Source organism: Aminobacter sp. BA135 (assembly GCF_050859125.1).
Taxonomy (GTDB): domain Bacteria; phylum Pseudomonadota; class Alphaproteobacteria; order Rhizobiales; family Rhizobiaceae; genus Aminobacter; species Aminobacter ciceronei.
The window spans coordinates 108664-124903 of sequence record NZ_CP139572.1 but is presented as its reverse complement, the minus strand read 5'-3'; the positions used below and the strand labels follow the sequence as shown (position 1 = coordinate 124903).

The window sequence follows — 16240 nt, the reverse complement described above, 5'->3', positions numbered from 1 at the left end:
TTGTCCGATGATCTCTTCCAGGCGGCGACCGCCGCCATGGCCAAGGCCTACGCGCCCTATTCGAAGTTCCCCGTCGGCGCTGCTCTGCGCACCGAGGATGGCCGCATCTTTGCCGGCGCCAACATCGAGGTTGCCTCCTATCCCGAAGGCTGGTGCGCCGAGACCACCGCACTTGGCCATTACATCATGGGCGGCGGCGGCAAGATCACCGAGATCACGGTCGTTGCGGAGCGCATGGCCCGTATCACGCCCTGCGGCGGCTGCCGCCAGCGCCTTGCAGAATTCACCAGCCCGGACACCAAGCTCTACCTCTGCGACGATGCCGGCATCGTCGAAACGGTCACCATGGGCCAGATGCTGCCCTACGGTTTTGAAGGTGAGATCCTGAAATGAAGGAAGCCGTCGATCGCCTCGTCGAGCAGCTCGACGGTCTTGCGCCTCAAACCGCCATGGTCCTGGGCTCCGGACTGGGCGGCCTCGTCGACGAGGTCGAGAACGCCATCCGCATCCCTTATGCCGCCTTGCCCGGTTTCCCCCGCAGCGGCGTGACCGGCCATGCCGGCGAGCTTGTTGCCGGCCTGTTCGGCGGCCAGCCGGTCATCATGATGGCCGGCCGCGCCCATTATTACGAGCATGGCGATGCCTCGGTCATGCGGCCGGCGCTCGAGACGCTGGCCGGCATCGGCGTCACCCAGCTCGTGCTGACCAATGCCGCCGGCTCCGTCGATCCCGGCATGCTGCCCGGCTCGATCATGCTGATCGAGGACCATATCAATTTCGCCGGCGCCAATCCGTTATTCGGCGAGCCGACCGACCGGCGTTTCGTCGGCATGACCGAGGCTTATGACGCCGGCCTTCGCAAGGCGTTCGAAGCGGCAGCTGCAGCCGCAAGCATCGACTTGCACAAGGGCGTCTACATGTGGTTTTCGGGCCCGTCCTTCGAGACGCCGGCCGAGATCCGCATGGCCCGCATGTTCGGCGCCAATGCGGTGGGCATGTCGACGGTACCGGAGGCGATCATCGCCCGCTTCCTCGGCCTCAAGGTGCTCGCCTGCTCGGTGATCACCAATCTCGCCGCCGGCATGACCGGGGCCGAACTGTCGCATCGCGAGACCAAGGACATGGCCCCCATCGGCGGCGGCCGCCTCGCCACCGTGCTGCGCAAGATGTTCGAGAAGGGCTCGCTCGATGGCTGAGGCGAGGGTGGCTACCGCGGAGAAAACCTCGTTCCTTCGCGCTCCCCTCTCGCCTGCCGGCCATCTCCCCCACAAGGCGGGCAACGTCGAGTACCGCCCGTCGCCGACTGCGAGCGCCATCTGATGCTCCCCCAGGAAATCATCCGCCGCAAGCGCGACGGCAAGGCGCTTACCCCGGCCGAAATCACAGCCTTCGTCCAGGGTATCACTTCGGGTGCCGTCTCGGAGGGCCAGATCGCGGCCTTCGGCATGGCCGTCTTCTTCAATGGCATGAGCCGCGACGAGGCGGTGGCCTTGACGTCAGCCATGCGCGATTCCGGCGATGTGCTCGACTGGTCAGACCTGCCCGGTCCCGCAACCGACAAGCATTCGACCGGCGGCGTCGGCGACAATGTCTCCTTGATGCTGGCGCCCATCGTTGCGGCGTGCGGTGCCTATGTGCCGATGATCTCGGGCCGTGGCCTCGGCCATACCGGCGGCACGCTCGACAAGATGGATTCGATCCCGGGTTATGTCAGCCAGCCCGATCTCGCCCTCTTCCGTCGTGCCGTGCGCGAAGCGGGCTGCGCCGTCATCGGCCAGACATCCGACCTCGCTCCCGCCGACAAACGCTTCTACGGCGTCCGCGACGTCACCGCGACCGTGGAATCGGTGCCGCTGATTACCGCCTCGATCCTGTCCAAGAAGCTCGCCGCCGGCCTCGGTTCACTGGTGCTCGACGTCAAGATCGGCAATGGCGCCTTCATGGAAAAGGCGCGCGATGCGGCAGCACTTGCCGCCAGCCTGGTCGAGGTCGCCAATGGCGCTGGGCTGAAGACGACTGCGCTGATCACCGGCATGAACGAGCCGCTGGCGTCTGCCGCAGGCAATGCCGTCGAGGTCGGGAACGCCGTCGACTTTCTCACCGGCCGCCTCCGCGATCCGCGCTTGGAGGAGGTCACGCTGGCGCTCGCCGCCGAGATGCTGCTGTCCGCCGGCCGCGCAAGTTCGCAGCGCGAGGGGCTTCAGCGGGCACGCATGGCGCTCGAAGACGGCACCGCCGCCGACATCTTCGGCCGCATGGTTTTTGTGCTCGGCGGCCCCGTGGATTTCGTGACGAACGCGGCCAAATATCTGCCCAAGGCAGATGTGGAACTGGTGGTGAAAGCCCCGCGCGGCGGCTTCGTCTCGGCAATCGCAACCCGTGACATCGGCCTTGCGGTCGTCGCCCTGGGCGGCGGCCGCACCCGGCCCGAGGACAAGGTCGACCATGCCGTCGGCATTACCGGGCTGCTTCCTGTCGGTGCCGAAGTGCGGGCCGGTGAGGCGCTCGCCCGCATCCATGCCCGCAGCCCGCTTGCAGCAGAGACGGCTGCCGCTTCGGTGCTTGCCTGCTACACGCTGGATGAAGCCAGGCCAGTGGCGGCGAAGGTGGTCGCCAGACGCATTGCGCCGCGCAGCTAGAAAGCCACGCGGCGCAAGTCACATCCCTTGAGGTCAGCTTGCGTGCCTCCTGCCGAAGCAGGCAACGGCGATTGCAGCCAGCAGGGTCGCGGCACCGCTGTAGATGAAGGCACTGTTGACGCCTGCAGTGTCGACCAGCACGCCGCCGAACACCGCACCCAGCGCGATCGCCACCTGGAAGGTCGCGACCATCAGGCCGCCGGCACTTTCAGCCTGGTCGGGCGCTGCGCGCACCATCCAGGTCTGCACGCCCACCGGCACCGCGCCGAAGGCAAAGCCCCACACGGCGATGGCGACGCCCGCGATCCCGGCCGACGAACCCGCCAACAGCAGCGCCAGCGCCGAGATGGCGATGAGCAACGGAGCCAACGTCACCGCCGACCGCAGGCTGCGTTCGGCCATGAAACCGCCGGCGAGATTGCCGAAGAAACCGCCAATGCCGAAGGCCAGTAGCACCAGCGATATGGTCTCGATGCCGAGTGCCGGCACCTGCTCGAGGAAGGCACGGAAATAGGTGAAGCCGGCGAAATGGCCGGACGCGGTCAGGATGACCAGCAGCAGCCCGACGCGGATCATCGGGTTGCGGGAGACGTCACGCAGGGCACCGAAGCTGGCGATGCTGATGGGCGGAAGCTTGGGCAGCGTGGCGAACTGCACGATCAGCGTGACCAGACCGACGCCGGCGGCGATGATGAAGGCGCTGCGCCAACCCCAGACGTCGCCGACATAGGCGCCCACGGGGGCGGCGCAGACGGTCGCCACAGAAACGCCGGTCAGGATGATCGACATGGCGCGCGGCAGCACCTCGCTGGGCACCAGCCGCATCGCGATGGCCGCCGACATCGACCAGAAGCCGCCGAGTGCCACGCCCAGCAGCACACGCGCGAACAAAAGCGACGGCAGTGACCAGGCGGTTGCCGCGAGCAGGCTCGATACGACCAACAACAGCGACAATCCGATCATCACATGCCGACGGTCGATCTTCCTTGTCGCGATCGCCATTGTCGGCGCGGCGATCGCGGCGACGACGGCAGTCGCCGTCACCGCCTGTCCAGCGGTGCCTTCGGTGATGCCGAGATCCTGCGCCAGCGGCGTCAGCAGGCTGGCCGGCAGGAATTCCGCCGTCACAAGGCCGAACACGCCGAGCGACAACGACAGAACGGCGCCCCACAGGGGTTCAGCGCGCTCCTCGGCCTTCGCTTTCTGGATCGGAATGCCGTCCAGCGTTGCGGTTGCGATATCGTTCATTTGGGAGGCTCTCCGATTGCAGTGCGGTGCAACATGGGGGTGACGATTTGGCGTTTCCATGCTAGAAACGCCAGCATGAATGATCGTTCGTCCAAACTTGCCGCCGACCCGCTGACCGATATCCTCAGGGGTTTGCGCCTCGAAGGCGTCGAATATGGCCGCTGGGAACTGAAGGAGCCGTGGAACATCGAATTCCCGGCCCAGGCAACGGCACGCTTCTACTTCGTCGGACAGAAGGCGTGCTGGCTGCGCCAGCCCTCGGGCGAATGGGTCGAGCTTCGCTGCGGCGACGCCGTGCTCCTGCCGCGCGGCGTGGCCCATGTGATCGCCAGCGAGCCAGGCGCAAAATCGTCGCCGATCAACGGCTACGAGATCAAGCAGATCTGCGAGAAGGTCTTCTGTCTTTCGACCGAGGGCTGCCGGCCGGGCACGCTGCTGTTCTGCGGCAGCATGCATTTCAACCTCGACGGCCTGCACCCGCTGCTCGGCATGATGCCTGACGTCATGCGCACGACCGAACTCGAGGCGCATGACCCCGGTATCACTCACATGCTCGAAACCATGGCCCGCGAGGTCAAGCTCGAGCGCGTCGGTTCCGCCGGCATCGTCGCCCGGCTCGCCGACGTGCTCGCCGCCATCATCATCCGTTCATGGGTCGAGCGCGGCTGCGGCGATTCCAGCGGCTGGATCGCTGCGGTCAGGGATCCCAAGATCGGCAAGGTGCTGGCCGCGATCCATCTCGAACCGAGCCACAACTGGACGGTCGAGGCGCTGGCTCGGATGATGGGCGCATCGCGCTCCGGCTTCGCCGATCGCTTCGCGGCGATCGTCGGCGAAACGCCGGCGCGCTACGTCACTCAGGTCAGGATGCACCAGGCGCGGCAGTGGCTGGTCCGCGACCGCCTGCGCATCTCGGTCGTCGCGTCACGGCTGGGCTACGATTCGGAAGCTGCCTTCAGCCGCGCCTTCAAGCGCGTTATCGGCCATCCGCCCGGCCACTTCAGGACTGCGGATCAGCAAACCGCGGCCTGAGGCTCACTGCACCAGAAGCAGCGCGCCATTTTCGACCTGGTACTTCTTGAGCCGCGACAGGAAGCTCATTCCGATCAGCGTGCCGTCGAGGGCCTTGTCCTCGAGCACCACCACCGGCACGTCGTCGACGCTGATCCGGCCGATCTGCAGCCTGTCGATGCGCGAAAGCGCTGCGCGCGCAGCACCATTTGCCGTGTTGACCTGCTGGGTGAAATCCCCCGGCGCGACCTTCACCCCGGCCTTGCGCGCGGTCGAAAGGTTGATCGCCACCAGCGTCGCCCCGGTGTCGACCATTGCGTCGACCGAGCGACCGTTGATCTTGAAGCTTGCCGTGAAATGGCCGCGCATGTCGGCGTCGATCTTGACGCTGCGTCCGGCGGTGGAGGCAGTCGCAGCACTGACTTCGACGGGCTTGGGCGCCGGCGTAATGGTGCCCGTCGCCATCTCGGTCAAAGCCTTGAACTTCTCACCGTCCTTGTCCCACAGCATGGGCACTGACGCGGATGCGCCGGCACAGACACCGAATATGATGAGCTTACGCAGCATGTGACGCCCCGATTTGAGGCGTCACGATAGTCCGGACAAGGTGATCGTGGCTTTAACGCAGCCATCCCGATGTCAAAGGCGGTAAACCGTGGGTTAAGGCCTATTTGGTGCCGTACATACGGTCGCCGGCGTCGCCGAGGCCGGGGATGATGTAGCCCCGCTCGTTGAGCTCGCGGTCGATCGAGGCGGTGAACACCGGAACATCCGGGTGCGCCTTGGTGAAGCGCTCGATGCCTTCGGGCGAGGCCAGCAGGCACAGGAAGCGCAGGTTGGTGGCGCCGCGGCCCTTCAGCTTGTCGATCGCCGCGATCGCTGAATTGGCGGTGGCCAGCATCGGGTCGACGACGATCACCAGGCGGTCGCCGAGGTCGCTTGGCGCCTTGAAGAAATACTCCACCGCCTCCAGCGTCTCGTGGTCGCGATAAAGCCCGACATGGGCGACGCGGGCTGCCGGCACCAGGTCGAGCAGGCCTTCGAGCAGGCCATTGCCGGCGCGCAGCACCGAGGCGAACACCAGCTTCTTGCCTTCGAGCGTCGGCGCCTCCATCGTCTCGATCGGCGTTTCGATCATCTTGGTGGTCAGTTCGAGGTCGCGCGTCACCTCGTATCCGAGCAGCAGGGAGATCTCGCGCAGCAGCCGCCGGAAGCCGGCCGTCGAGGTTTCCTTGTCGCGCATGATTGTCAGCTTGTGCTGCACAAGCGGATGGTCGACGACGGTCACGGTCATGGCTTACGCTCCTGAAACTCGGATAATTCAGGCCATTCTATCGGCTGGCGCGCCGCCGACCAATGTCGCGCCAGCCTTGAACCACAGTTTTGTCGGCCAAATTCAGCGTTTATGGCCATCGAGACGGGCAAGAAGCGCTGCTTTGGTCTTCCTGTCGACGAAAGCGGCCTCGATCGCCGTGCGGGTCGTCGCCATCAGCGCCTTGTCGTCCATGCCGAAATGCTCAGTGGCGATGTCATATTCGCGCTTCAGGCTGGTCCAGAAATAGGGCGGATCGTCGGAGCTCAGCGTCACCTTGCAACCAGCCGCCCGGAACTTGGGGAAGGGGTGGTCGGCAAAGCTGTCGAACACCTTGAGCGCGATGTTCGACCCCGGGCAGACTTCCAGCACGATGCCTTCGTCGGCGATGCGTTTGACCAGATCGGGGTTTTCGATGGCGCGTACGCCGTGGCCGATCCGCGATGGCTTGATGTGGTCGAGCGCCTGCGCCACGCTCTCCCAGCCCAGCAGTTCGCCGGCATGGATGGTGATGCCGAGGCCGGCCTCGCGGGCGATCTCGAAGGCGCGCACATAATCCTCGAACTCGCCCATACGCTCGTCGCCGGCGACGCCGAAGCCGGTCACCAGTGGATGGTTGCACCTGGCGGCAAAGCGTGCCGCCGCCTCGATCGATTCGACACCGACATGGCGCACGCCGGTGACGATCATCCGGCCCTCGATGCCGGTCTTGGCCTTGGCCCGCAGCATGCCTTCGCCGAGCGCGTCGGTATAGGCCTTGGGCGACAGCCCGGCCTTGATGGCATGGTCGGGCGAAGTGAACACTTCCGAATAGATCGCGCCGTCACGGGCGAGGCTGGTCAGGTAGTGTTCTGAAAGCCGGGCGTAGTCCTCTTCGGTGCGGAAAAGGTCGGCGGCGAAGTCGTAGGCCGCAAGGAACGAGGTGAAGTCGTTCCAGACGAAGGAGCCGTTCTGGATGAAGGGGGAAACGTCCTTGCCGTATTTCTGCGCCTGGCGGACGACGAGTTCTGGTGCCGCCGCCCCTTCTATGTGGCAGTGCAGCTCGGCTTTCAAAGGCATTCGTGCTTCCTTGTCTTGACGGCGCGGGCGCGGCCTAAAACCGCGCCTCAAACAATAGCGCCCGCTGGTGTGATCGGCTATGGTCCCGCCGGATTTGATTGGACAACAAAATGTCAGAACAACGGACGACGGCTGTCGGCGGCATGGAAACCTCCTACGGTTTCCGCAATGTCGGTGCTGGCGACAAGCAGGGCCTGGTCAACGAGGTCTTCCACAAGGTCGCCGACCGCTATGACGTGATGAACGACCTGATGTCGGGCGGCCTGCACCGTATCTGGAAAGACGCCATGGTTGCCTGGCTCAACCCGCCCAGGCGTCAGGGTTGGAAGGTGCTCGACGTTGCCGGCGGCACCGGTGACATCGCCTTCCGCATCGTGGACGCCTCGCATGGCAACGCGCATGCCACCGTGCTCGACATCAACGGCTCGATGCTTGGCGTCGGCCGCGAGCGCGCCGAAAAGCGAGGCCTCGCCGACAAGACGGATTTCGTCGAGGCAAACGCCGAGGAACTGCCTTTCGCCGACGAGACCTTCGACGCCTACACCATCGCTTTCGGCATCCGCAACGTGCCGCGCATCGATGTGGCGCTGTCTGAAGCCTGGCGCGTGCTGAAGCCGGGCGGGCGCCTTTTGGTCCTCGAATTCTCCGAGGTCGAGATGCCCTTGCTCGACAAGATCTACGAAGCCTGGTCGTTCAATGCCATTCCGCGCATTGGCCAGGCCGTGACAGGCGACGGCGAGCCTTACGCCTATCTCGTCGAATCGATCCGCAAGTTCCCCAACCAGCAGAACTTTGCCGCGATGATCACCCGCGCCGGCTTCGACCGCGTCACCTTCCGCAACTACACCGGCGGCATCGCAGCGCTGCACTCGGGCTGGAAGCTTTGACGGACGGCGCGCGATGAGCAGTCTCGGAGCGTCGTTCCGGCTCGCGCGTGCGGGCTGGGTGCTTGTGCGTGAAGGCGTGGTCGCGGCGTTGCCCGGCGACCAGCTCGAGGGCCTGCCGAAGATCGGCTGGCAGGTGGCGCGCCTGCTGACCCGGCGCCGCGCCCGCAAGAGCGTGCGCAGCGATCGCCTTGCCAAGGCGGTCGCCCGCCTTGGTCCGTCCTACGTCAAGCTCGGCCAGTTCCTGGCGACCCGTCCTGACGTCGTCGGCGACGACATCGCGCTCGACCTGGCGTTGCTCCAGGACAGCATGGCGACCTTCCCGATGTCGGAAGCCGTGGAGGCGATCGAAGGTTCGCTCGGCCGCAAGGTCTCCGATCTCTATCTCAGCATCGGCGCGCCGATTGCCGCCGCGTCTATCGCCCAGGTCCATCCGGCCGAAGTTGCGACGCCGGAAGGCCCGCGCAAGGTCGCCGTCAAGGTCATCCGCCCCGGCGTGCGCCGCCGCTTCTTCCAGGATCTCGAAAGCTACTTCCTGGCAGCCCGGCTGCAGGAGCGTTTCGTTCCGTCGAGCCGCCGCCTGCGTCCGGTCGAGATCACCGAGACGATGGCCCAGACAACCAAGATCGAGATGGACTTCCGCCTTGAGGCGGCGGCCTATTCCGAACTTGGCGAAAACACCAGGGATGATCCCGGCTTCCGCGTGCCGTCTGTCGACTGGGAGCGCACCGGCCGCGACGTGCTCACCATGGAGTGGATCGACGGCGTCAAGCTCAACGACATCGAAGGGCTGCGCGCCGCAGGCTTCGATCTCAAGGCGATCGCCGCGACGCTGGTACAGTCGTTCCTGCGACATACGCTGCGCGACGGCTTCTTCCATGCCGACATGCACCCCGGCAACATGTTCGTCGACGCCAATGGCGATATCGTTGCCGTCGATCTCGGCATCTCCGGCCGTCTCGGCAAGAAGGAGCAGCGCTTCCTTGCCGAGATCCTCTACGGCTTCATTACCCGCAACTACATGCGTGTCGCCGAAGTGCATTTCGAGGCCGGCTATGTGCCGCGCCACCACAATGTCGCGGCCTTCGCCCAGGCGATCCGCGCCATCGGCGAGCCGATCCACGGCCAGCCGGCCGAAACCATCTCGATGGCCAAGCTGCTGACGCTGCTGTTCGAGGTCACCGAGCTCTTCGACATGGAGACGCGGCCCGAACTGGTGCTGCTGCAGAAGACCATGGTCGTCGTCGAGGGTGTTGCCCGCACGCTGGACCCGGCCTTCAACATGTGGAAGACGGCCGAACCCGTGGTCGGCAACTGGATCGCGGGCAATCTCGGCCCGCGCGGCCTGATGATCGATGCCCGTGACGGTCTTGGCGCGCTTTTGTCGCTCGCTCGCCAAGCTCCCGATCTCTCCGCCCGGGCCGAGCGTCTGTCGCGCGAGATCGACGCCATGGCTGAAAACGGCCTGCGCTTCGATGCCGCGACCGCGCGCGCCATCGGCAAGGCAGAAGCCCGCCACACGCGCTCCGGCCGTGTCGCGCTCTGGGTCATTGCGCTCACGCTCGTCTACATCGCCTGGCAACTGCTCTGATCGGACAATGCCGGCATTGCTGGCAGTGCCGTCATTGAATGCGCCCCCCGTCGGCGCTACTTTTGCGTCAGACGCGCATCGCCGCTTCGGGAAGGGTTCGAGCCATGCGGTCAATCTCAACTTCGACGACTGCTGCACTCAGCTGCTCGCCAAAACCCGGAACGTGCCGCCGCTTTCCAAGGGCGATTATTTCATCCATACCGACATCGTGCCGGCGCTGAAGCCGGCTTGAGGGCCAAGCATGTTCCTTTCCGGCAAGCGCATCCTGCTCATCATCGGCGGCGGCATCGCGGCCTATAAGTCGCTCGACCTGATCCGTCGGTTGCGCGAGCGCGGCGCATCGGTCCGGGCGGTCATGACCTCTGCCGCCCAGGAGTTCATCACGCCTCTGTCGGTTGGCGCACTCACCGCCGACCACGTCTTCACCGATCTCTTCGACCGCCAGGACGAGCAGGATGTCGGCCACATCAGGCTGGCGCGCGAGACCGACCTGATCGTCGTTGCCCCTGCTACCGCCGACCTGATGGCCAAGCTCGCCAACGGCCATGCCTCCGACCTCGCCTCTGCCGTGCTGCTCGCCACCGACAAGAAGGTGCTGTTTGCGCCGGCCATGAACCCGCGCATGTGGTCGAACCCGGCGACGCGCCGCAACCGCGCCACGCTGGAAAAGGACGGCATCCATTTCATCGGCCCGATGAAAGGCGAGATGGCCGAAAGTAACGAGGCAGGGGAGGGCCGCATGGCCGAGCCGTTGCAGATCGTCGGAGCGGTCGAGGAACTGCTCGATATCAGGCCGAAGCCGCTGTCGGGCCGCAAGATCATCATCACCTCAGGCCCGACGCACGAGTCCATCGATCCCGTGCGCTACATCGCCAACCGCTCGTCGGGCAAGCAGGGTCATGCGCTCGCCGCCTCGCTCGCCCGGCTCGGCGCCGATGTGCGCCTCGTCTCCGGCCCGGTGACCATTCCAGATCCTGCCGGTGTGAAGACGGTGCATGTCGAAAGCGCGCGCGAGATGCGCGATGCGGTCGAACAACTGCTACCGGCCGATGCCGCCATCTTTGTCGCCGCCGTCGCCGACTGGCGCACAGCCGCCTCTGCCGATGAGAAGATCAAGAAGGTGGCGGGCGAGGGGCCGCCGGCGCTGCAGATGGTCGAGAACCCCGACATTCTCGCCGGCGTCGGCCACCACGCCAAGCGTCCCTATCTGGTCATAGGTTTCGCTGCCGAGACCCAGGACGTTCTCAAGAATGCCCAGGCCAAGCTGGCGAGGAAGGGCGCCGACTTCATCGTCGCCAACGATGTCAGCCACGAAGGCGGCGTCATGGGTGGCGACCGCAACCGGGTGAAGATTGTGAGCAAGTCGGGCGTCGACGAATGGCCTGATTTGCCCAAGGAAGAGGTCGCCGAGCGGCTCGCCCAACTGATCGCCGAAAGGCTCAGGACAGTCACGGTCTGAGCCCCGGCGATCTTTTCGCTGCCGGGTCTGCGCCGGCGGCAACAGAGTGTTCACCGGATGGATGCTTGGCCACCCCGCCCGCGCATGCGAGGTGAGTGCCGACCACCATCCGGAGTTCTCCAAGACATGAAGCTTTTCTACATGCCCGGCGCCTGTTCGCTGGCCCCGCACATCGTCGCCAACGAAGTCGGCATCGACCTCGAACTCGTCAAGGTCGACGGCAAGACCAAGACCACTGAAACCCAGCAGGACTTCCTTGCCACCAATCCCAACGGCTATGTGCCGGCGCTGGTGCTCGGCGATGGCGAGCTGATGACCGAATCCTCCGTCCTGGTGCAGTACCTCGCTGACCAGAAGCCCGAGAGCGGCCTGATGCCCAAGGCCGGCGACATGGCGCGCTACCGTGTCCAGCAGTGGCTGGCCTTCGTCGCCACCGAACTGCACAAGGTCTTCGGCACCTTCTTCAAGCCCAACACGCCCGAGGCCACCAAGGAGATCAACCGCGAGCTGCTCGCCAGGCGCCTGGCCTATGTCGACGGCAAGCTCGACGGCCGCGCCTATCTGATGGGTGATGCCTTCACTGCGGCTGACGCCTATCTCTGGACGATCCTAGGCTGGGCCAAGCATGTCGGCATCGATCTGTCTTCCTTTGCCAACATCCAGCGCTATCTCGGCACCGTGGCTGCCCGCCCGGCCGTGCAGAAGGCCCTGCGCGCCGAAGGCCTGGCCTGATCTCCGGCTCCAGCAACTGCCGCCGCTGTTAAGCGGCAATTGCAGATTTGATAATTGACGGCCTCGAGGCTCACGCCTTGGGGCCGTTTTCTTTATGGCATTCCTATTTCTTTGTCCGCCCCGCTCTCTCGAACCTTAATGTGGTTCGGAGCCATATTCCTTTGCGAAATCCAGACCCGGCCAACGTCGTCAGCATGCCTGACGCCGTCGTTTGGCGCGTGGGGATGGTCCTTATGCCCTCGGCTTAAGGTTTCAACGGAACAGGAGTTTTCGAAGATGGACATCTTCGTTCTCGCCATAGGCGTGGTCTTCTTCGCCTTGTGCTTCGCCTACGTCAAAGCCTGCGACATCCTCTGAAGGAACGCCAAATGTTGCTCGAATACATCCTCGGCGGCGCAGTGACCGTGTTCCTGCTTGCCTATCTGACCTACGCGCTCATCCGCCCCGAACGGTTCTGACCGCTCAGCGCTCGCACGGAAAGCTTCTCAAATGACCATCAATGGCTGGATACAGATCGCCGCATTCTGCGCGGTCATCATTCTGCTCGTGAAGCCGCTCGGCGGCTACATGACCCGCGTCTTTACTGGCGAGCGCACGTTTTTGTCGCCGCTGCTCGGGCCGGTTGAGCGCGTGCTCTACCGGCTTGCCGGCACCAGCGAGCGCGAGGACCAGCACTGGACTGGCTATGCCGCCGCCATGCTGTCCTTCAACATCGCCGGCTTCCTGCTGCTTTTTGCGATGCAGAGGTTCCAGGGCTCGCTGCCCTTCAACCCGGCAGCCATGGGTGCTGTGCCGCCCGAGCTCGCCTTCAACACTGCCGTCAGCTTCGTCACCAACACCAACTGGCAGAACTACGGCGGCGAAAGCACGATGTCCTATCTCGTGCAAATGGCCGGCCTGACGGTGCAGAACTTCGTCTCGGCCGCCACCGGCATCGCCATCGGTATGGCGCTGATCCGCGGTTTCGCCCGCGCCTCGGGCAAGTCGATCGGCAACTTCTGGGTCGATCTGACGCGCGCCACGCTCTACGTGCTTTTGCCGCTCTGCATCGTGCTCACGCTCGCCTATGTCTGGCTCGGCGTGCCGCAGACGGTCGGTTCCTACATCGCTGCCACCACCGTCGAGGGAGCTCAGCAGACCATCGCTGTGGGACCAGTCGCCTCGCAGCTCGCCATCAAGATGCTCGGCACCAATGGCGGCGGCTTCTTCAACGCCAACTCGGCGCATCCGTTCGAGAATCCCGACGCCATCTCCAACTTTATCCAGATGGTCTCGATCTTCGCGCTGGGTGCCGCACTCACCAACGTTTTCGGACGCATGGTCGGCAACCAGCGCCAGGGCTGGGCGATCTTCGCCACAATGGGCATCCTGTTTGTCGCCGGCGTCGCCATCACCTACTGGGCCGAGGCTGCCGGCAACCCGCTGGTGCACGCGCTGGGCATCGATGGCGGCAACATGGAAGGCAAGGAAGCCCGCTTCGGCATCGTCTTGTCGTCGCTCTTCGCCGTCATCACTACGGCTGCCTCCTGCGGTGCGGTCAACGCCATGCACGGCTCGTTCACAGCCCTCGGCGGCATGATCCCGCTGATCAACATGGAACTCGGCGAGGTCATCGTCGGCGGCGTCGGCGCCGGCTTCTACGGTATCCTGATGTTCGTCGTCATTGCCATCTTCGTCGCCGGCCTGATGGTCGGCCGCACGCCGGAATATCTCGGCAAGAAGATCGAGGCCAAGGAAATCAAGATGGCCGTGCTTGCCATCCTGTGCCTGCCGCTCGCCATGCTCGGCTTCACGGCCATCGCCGTGCTGTTGCCGAGTGCCGTGGCTTCAGTCGGCACGCCGGGTCCGCACGGCTTCTCCGAGATCCTCTACGCCTACACCTCGGGCGCGGCCAACAACGGCTCGGCCTTCGGCGGTCTCACCGGCAACACGCCCTGGTACAACATAACAATTGGTCTCGCCATGCTGATGGGCCGCTTCCTGGTCATCATACCGGCACTCGCCATCGCCGGTTCGCTGGTCACCAAGAAGACCGTGCCCGCTTCCGCTGGCACCTTCCCCACCGACAGCCCGCTGTTCGTCGGCCTGCTTGCCGGCGTCATTCTGATTGTCGGCGGCCTGACCTTCTTCCCGGCGCTCGCCGTCGGCCCGATCGTCGAGCACCTCGCCATGATCGTCGGCCAGACGTTCTGATGCAGCGCCGCAAAACCAAACGACTGGAGTCTCTCACATGAGTGCCCACAAATCTGCGAGCCTGCTCGACGCTCGCATCATCGTTCCCGCCATAGGCGACGCGTTCAGGAAGCTCGACCCACGCAGCCTGGCCAAGAACCCTGTCATGTTCGTCGTCGCCGTCGTCACGGCGCTGACATCAGTGCTGTTCATCAAGGACCTGGTCACGGGTGCGGGCGGGCTCGGCTTCTCGTTCCAGATCATCCTGTGGCTCTGGTTCACCGTGCTGTTCGCCAACTTCGCCGAGGCTGTCGCCGAAGGCCGCGGCAAGGCCCAGGCAGACTCGCTGCGCAAGGCGCGCACCGAAACCCAGGCCAAGCTGCTCGAGGGCGAAAGCCGCACCGCCTACAAGATGGTGCCGGGCACCAGCTTGAAGGTCGGCCAGGTCGTCCTCGTCGAGGCCGGCGACATCATCCCCTCCGATGGCGAAATCATCGAAGGTGTCGCTTCGGTCAACGAAGCCGCGATAACAGGCGAGTCCGCGCCCGTCATTCGTGAATCCGGTGGCGACCGTTCGGCCGTGACAGGCGGCACCCAGGTGCTGTCGGACTGGATCCGCGTGCGTATCACGGCGGCCGCCGGCTCGACCTTCCTCGACCGCATGATCTCGCTGGTCGAGGGCGCCGAGCGCCAGAAGACGCCGAACGAAATTGCGCTCAACATCCTGCTTGCCGGCATGACGCTGATCTTCGTGCTCGCCGTCGCCACCATCCCGAGCTTCGCTACCTATGCCGGCGGCTATATTCCGGTCATCGTGCTTGTCGCGCTGTTCGTGACGCTGATCCCGACCACCATCGGCGCGTTGCTGTCGGCCATCGGCATTGCCGGCATGGACCGTCTAGTGCGCTTCAACGTGCTCGCCATGTCGGGCCGCGCCGTCGAGGCCGCCGGCGACGTCGACACGCTTTTGCTCGACAAGACCGGCACCATCACCCTCGGCAACCGCCAGGCCACAGAGTTCCGTCCGGTCAAGGGTGTAACCGAGCAGGAGCTCGCCGACGCGGCCCAGCTTGCCTCGCTCGCCGACGAAACGCCGGAAGGCCGCTCGATCGTCGTGCTCGCCAAGGAACGCTATGGCATCCGTGCCCGCGACATGGGCTCGCTGCATGCCCATTTCGTGCCCTTCACTGCTCAGAGCCGGATGAGCGGCGTCGATTTCGACGGCTCTTCCATCCGCAAAGGCGCCGTCGACTCGGTGCTCAACCATGTCAAGTCGGGCGCCGCCTCGGCCTCGGGCGCACGGGTCGATGCCGAAGCGGTGCGTGGCATCCAGGCCATCTCCGACGAAATCGGCAAGCTCGGTGGCACCCCGCTCGCGGTTGTCCGCGATGCCCGCCTGCTCGGCGTCATCTACCTCAAGGATATCGTCAAGGGTGGCATCAAGGAACGCTTCACCGAGCTGCGCCGGATGGGCATCCGCACTGTCATGATAACAGGCGACAACCCGATGACGGCCGCCGCCATCGCTGCCGAAGCCGGCGTCGACGACTTCCTCGCCCAGGCGACACCTGAGAACAAGCTCAGCCTGATCCGCGAGGAACAGGCCAAGGGCAAGCTGGTGGCCATGTGCGGCGACGGCACCAACGACGCCCCGGCCCTCGCCCAGGCCGACGTCGGCGTGGCGATGAACACCGGCACGGTCGCCGCCCGCGAGGCCGGCAACATGGTCGACCTCGACAGTGATCCGACCAAGCTCATCGAGATCGTCGAGATCGGCAAGCAGCTGTTGATGACCCGCGGCGCGCTGACGACCTTTTCCATCGCCAACGACATCGCCAAATATTTCGCCATCATCCCGGCGATGTTCCTGGCCTTCTATCCCCAGCTCGGCGCGCTCAACATCATGGGCTTGTCGACACCGCAGAGCGCCATCCTGTCGGCGATCATCTTCAACGCGCTGATCATCGTCGCGCTGATTCCGCTGTCGCTGAAGGGCGTCAAATACCGGCCGATCGGCGCCGGCGCACTACTCCGCCGCAACCTGCTCGTCTACGGCCTCGGCGGCATCATCGTGCCCTTCATCGGCATCAAGGCCATCGACATGGCGATCACCGCCATCGGCCTCGTGTAAAG

General features: G+C 64.9%; 16 protein-coding genes. 12 read left to right on the top strand and 4 right to left on the bottom strand.

Annotated features, from left to right (window positions below):
• The 3 genes from cdd (at position 1) to deoA (ending at position 2639) form a co-directional block, all read left to right on the top strand.
• Positions 1-393, top strand: coding sequence for a cytidine deaminase (cdd, locus tag SLT36_RS00630; RefSeq protein ID WP_432285322.1), 393 nt, complete (start codon positions 1-3; stop codon positions 391-393).
• Positions 390-1196: a purine-nucleoside phosphorylase gene (locus SLT36_RS00625; RefSeq protein WP_432285320.1), complete on the top strand. Its 807-nt coding sequence runs from the start codon at positions 390-392 to the stop codon at positions 1194-1196. The genes cdd and SLT36_RS00625 overlap by 4 nt, the downstream gene beginning before the upstream one ends.
• A gap of 123 nt (positions 1197-1319) precedes the next feature.
• The gene (gene deoA / locus SLT36_RS00620; protein WP_432285319.1) at positions 1320-2639 is read left to right on the top strand and encodes a thymidine phosphorylase; all 1320 of its coding nucleotides are present in this window, start codon (positions 1320-1322) and stop codon (positions 2637-2639) included.
• 33 nt (positions 2640-2672) lie between these two features.
• Here the strand turns inward: deoA and SLT36_RS00615 are convergent, their stop codons facing one another.
• Positions 2673-3887 carry an MFS transporter gene (locus SLT36_RS00615; RefSeq protein ID WP_432285318.1) on the bottom strand — a complete coding sequence of 405 codons (1215 nt, stop codon included), beginning with the start codon at positions 3885-3887 and terminating at the stop codon, positions 2673-2675.
• A 75-nt stretch (positions 3888-3962) separates the two neighbouring features.
• On the opposite strand from SLT36_RS00615, the gene SLT36_RS00610 reads away from it, so the two are divergent.
• A complete protein-coding gene (locus SLT36_RS00610) occupies positions 3963-4919 on the top strand; it encodes an AraC family transcriptional regulator (RefSeq protein ID WP_432285317.1) in 957 nt (318 codons plus the stop codon).
• Between the two features lie 3 nt (positions 4920-4922).
• Here the strand turns inward: SLT36_RS00610 and SLT36_RS00605 are convergent, their stop codons facing one another.
• From SLT36_RS00605 to SLT36_RS00595, 3 genes are all read right to left on the bottom strand, one after another.
• Positions 4923-5465 carry a retropepsin-like aspartic protease family protein gene (locus SLT36_RS00605; RefSeq protein ID WP_432285315.1) on the bottom strand — a complete coding sequence of 181 codons (543 nt, stop codon included), beginning with the start codon at positions 5463-5465 and terminating at the stop codon, positions 4923-4925.
• Between the two features lie 100 nt (positions 5466-5565).
• Positions 5566-6192: a uracil phosphoribosyltransferase gene (gene upp / locus SLT36_RS00600; protein ID WP_067954623.1), complete on the bottom strand. Its 627-nt coding sequence runs from the start codon at positions 6190-6192 to the stop codon at positions 5566-5568.
• A gap of 102 nt (positions 6193-6294) precedes the next feature.
• Positions 6295-7269 (bottom strand): adenosine deaminase, encoded by a 975-nt coding sequence (locus tag SLT36_RS00595; RefSeq protein WP_067954616.1) that lies wholly within the window; start codon positions 7267-7269, stop codon positions 6295-6297.
• A 110-nt stretch (positions 7270-7379) separates the two neighbouring features.
• Here SLT36_RS00595 and ubiE point away from each other — a divergent pair, with 110 nt between their 5' ends.
• From ubiE to kdpB, 8 genes are all read left to right on the top strand, one after another.
• Complete coding sequence (gene ubiE / locus SLT36_RS00590) at positions 7380-8156, top strand: bifunctional demethylmenaquinone methyltransferase/2-methoxy-6-polyprenyl-1,4-benzoquinol methylase UbiE (RefSeq protein WP_432285313.1); 777 nt, start codon at positions 7380-7382, stop codon at positions 8154-8156.
• A gap of 13 nt (positions 8157-8169) precedes the next feature.
• The gene (ubiB, locus tag SLT36_RS00585; RefSeq protein ID WP_432285311.1) at positions 8170-9744 is read left to right on the top strand and encodes a 2-polyprenylphenol 6-hydroxylase; all 1575 of its coding nucleotides are present in this window, start codon (positions 8170-8172) and stop codon (positions 9742-9744) included.
• 7 nt (positions 9745-9751) lie between these two features.
• Positions 9752-9976 carry a hypothetical protein gene (locus SLT36_RS00580; protein ID WP_432285310.1) on the top strand — a complete coding sequence of 75 codons (225 nt, stop codon included), beginning with the start codon at positions 9752-9754 and terminating at the stop codon, positions 9974-9976.
• Positions 9977-9985: 9 nt separating this feature from the next.
• A complete protein-coding gene (gene coaBC / locus SLT36_RS00575; protein WP_432285308.1) occupies positions 9986-11203 on the top strand; it encodes a bifunctional phosphopantothenoylcysteine decarboxylase/phosphopantothenate--cysteine ligase CoaBC in 1218 nt (405 codons plus the stop codon).
• A gap of 126 nt (positions 11204-11329) precedes the next feature.
• Positions 11330-11935: a glutathione transferase GstA gene (gene gstA, locus SLT36_RS00570; RefSeq protein ID WP_432285306.1), complete on the top strand. Its 606-nt coding sequence runs from the start codon at positions 11330-11332 to the stop codon at positions 11933-11935.
• A 368-nt stretch (positions 11936-12303) separates the two neighbouring features.
• Complete coding sequence (kdpF, locus tag SLT36_RS00565; RefSeq protein ID WP_067954606.1) at positions 12304-12393, top strand: K(+)-transporting ATPase subunit F; 90 nt, start codon at positions 12304-12306, stop codon at positions 12391-12393.
• Between the two features lie 31 nt (positions 12394-12424).
• The gene (gene kdpA / locus SLT36_RS00560; protein WP_432285305.1) at positions 12425-14128 is read left to right on the top strand and encodes a potassium-transporting ATPase subunit KdpA; all 1704 of its coding nucleotides are present in this window, start codon (positions 12425-12427) and stop codon (positions 14126-14128) included.
• 37 nt (positions 14129-14165) lie between these two features.
• Positions 14166-16238: a potassium-transporting ATPase subunit KdpB gene (kdpB, locus tag SLT36_RS00555; protein WP_432285304.1), complete on the top strand. Its 2073-nt coding sequence runs from the start codon at positions 14166-14168 to the stop codon at positions 16236-16238.
• Positions 16239-16240: the final 2 nt, after the last annotated feature.

Bases quoted from the DNA above. Each gene is read 5' to 3' on its own strand.
- SLT36_RS00610 (WP_432285317.1), top strand. From the start codon at position 3,963: ATGAATGATCGTTCGTCCAAACTTGCCGCCGACCCGCTGACCGATATC.
- SLT36_RS00595 (WP_067954616.1), bottom strand. From the start codon at position 7,269: ATGCCTTTGAAAGCCGAGCTGCACTGCCACATAGAAGGGGCGGCGGCA.
- upp (WP_067954623.1), bottom strand. From the start codon at position 6,192: ATGACCGTGACCGTCGTCGACCATCCGCTTGTGCAGCACAAGCTGACA.
- SLT36_RS00615 (WP_432285318.1), bottom strand. From the start codon at position 3,887: ATGAACGATATCGCAACCGCAACGCTGGACGGCATTCCGATCCAGAAA.
- deoA (WP_432285319.1), top strand. From the start codon at position 1,320: ATGCTCCCCCAGGAAATCATCCGCCGCAAGCGCGACGGCAAGGCGCTT.
- ubiE (WP_432285313.1), top strand. From the start codon at position 7,380: ATGTCAGAACAACGGACGACGGCTGTCGGCGGCATGGAAACCTCCTAC.
- SLT36_RS00605 (WP_432285315.1), bottom strand. From the start codon at position 5,465: ATGCTGCGTAAGCTCATCATATTCGGTGTCTGTGCCGGCGCATCCGCG.
- kdpA (WP_432285305.1), top strand. From the start codon at position 12,425: ATGACCATCAATGGCTGGATACAGATCGCCGCATTCTGCGCGGTCATC.
- ubiB (WP_432285311.1), top strand. From the start codon at position 8,170: ATGAGCAGTCTCGGAGCGTCGTTCCGGCTCGCGCGTGCGGGCTGGGTG.
- SLT36_RS00580 (WP_432285310.1), top strand. From the start codon at position 9,752: ATGCCGGCATTGCTGGCAGTGCCGTCATTGAATGCGCCCCCCGTCGGC.
- SLT36_RS00625 (WP_432285320.1), top strand. From the start codon at position 390: ATGAAGGAAGCCGTCGATCGCCTCGTCGAGCAGCTCGACGGTCTTGCG.
- kdpF (WP_067954606.1), top strand. From the start codon at position 12,304: ATGTTGCTCGAATACATCCTCGGCGGCGCAGTGACCGTGTTCCTGCTT.
- gstA (WP_432285306.1), top strand. From the start codon at position 11,330: ATGAAGCTTTTCTACATGCCCGGCGCCTGTTCGCTGGCCCCGCACATC.
- kdpB (WP_432285304.1), top strand. From the start codon at position 14,166: ATGAGTGCCCACAAATCTGCGAGCCTGCTCGACGCTCGCATCATCGTT.
- coaBC (WP_432285308.1), top strand. From the start codon at position 9,986: ATGTTCCTTTCCGGCAAGCGCATCCTGCTCATCATCGGCGGCGGCATC.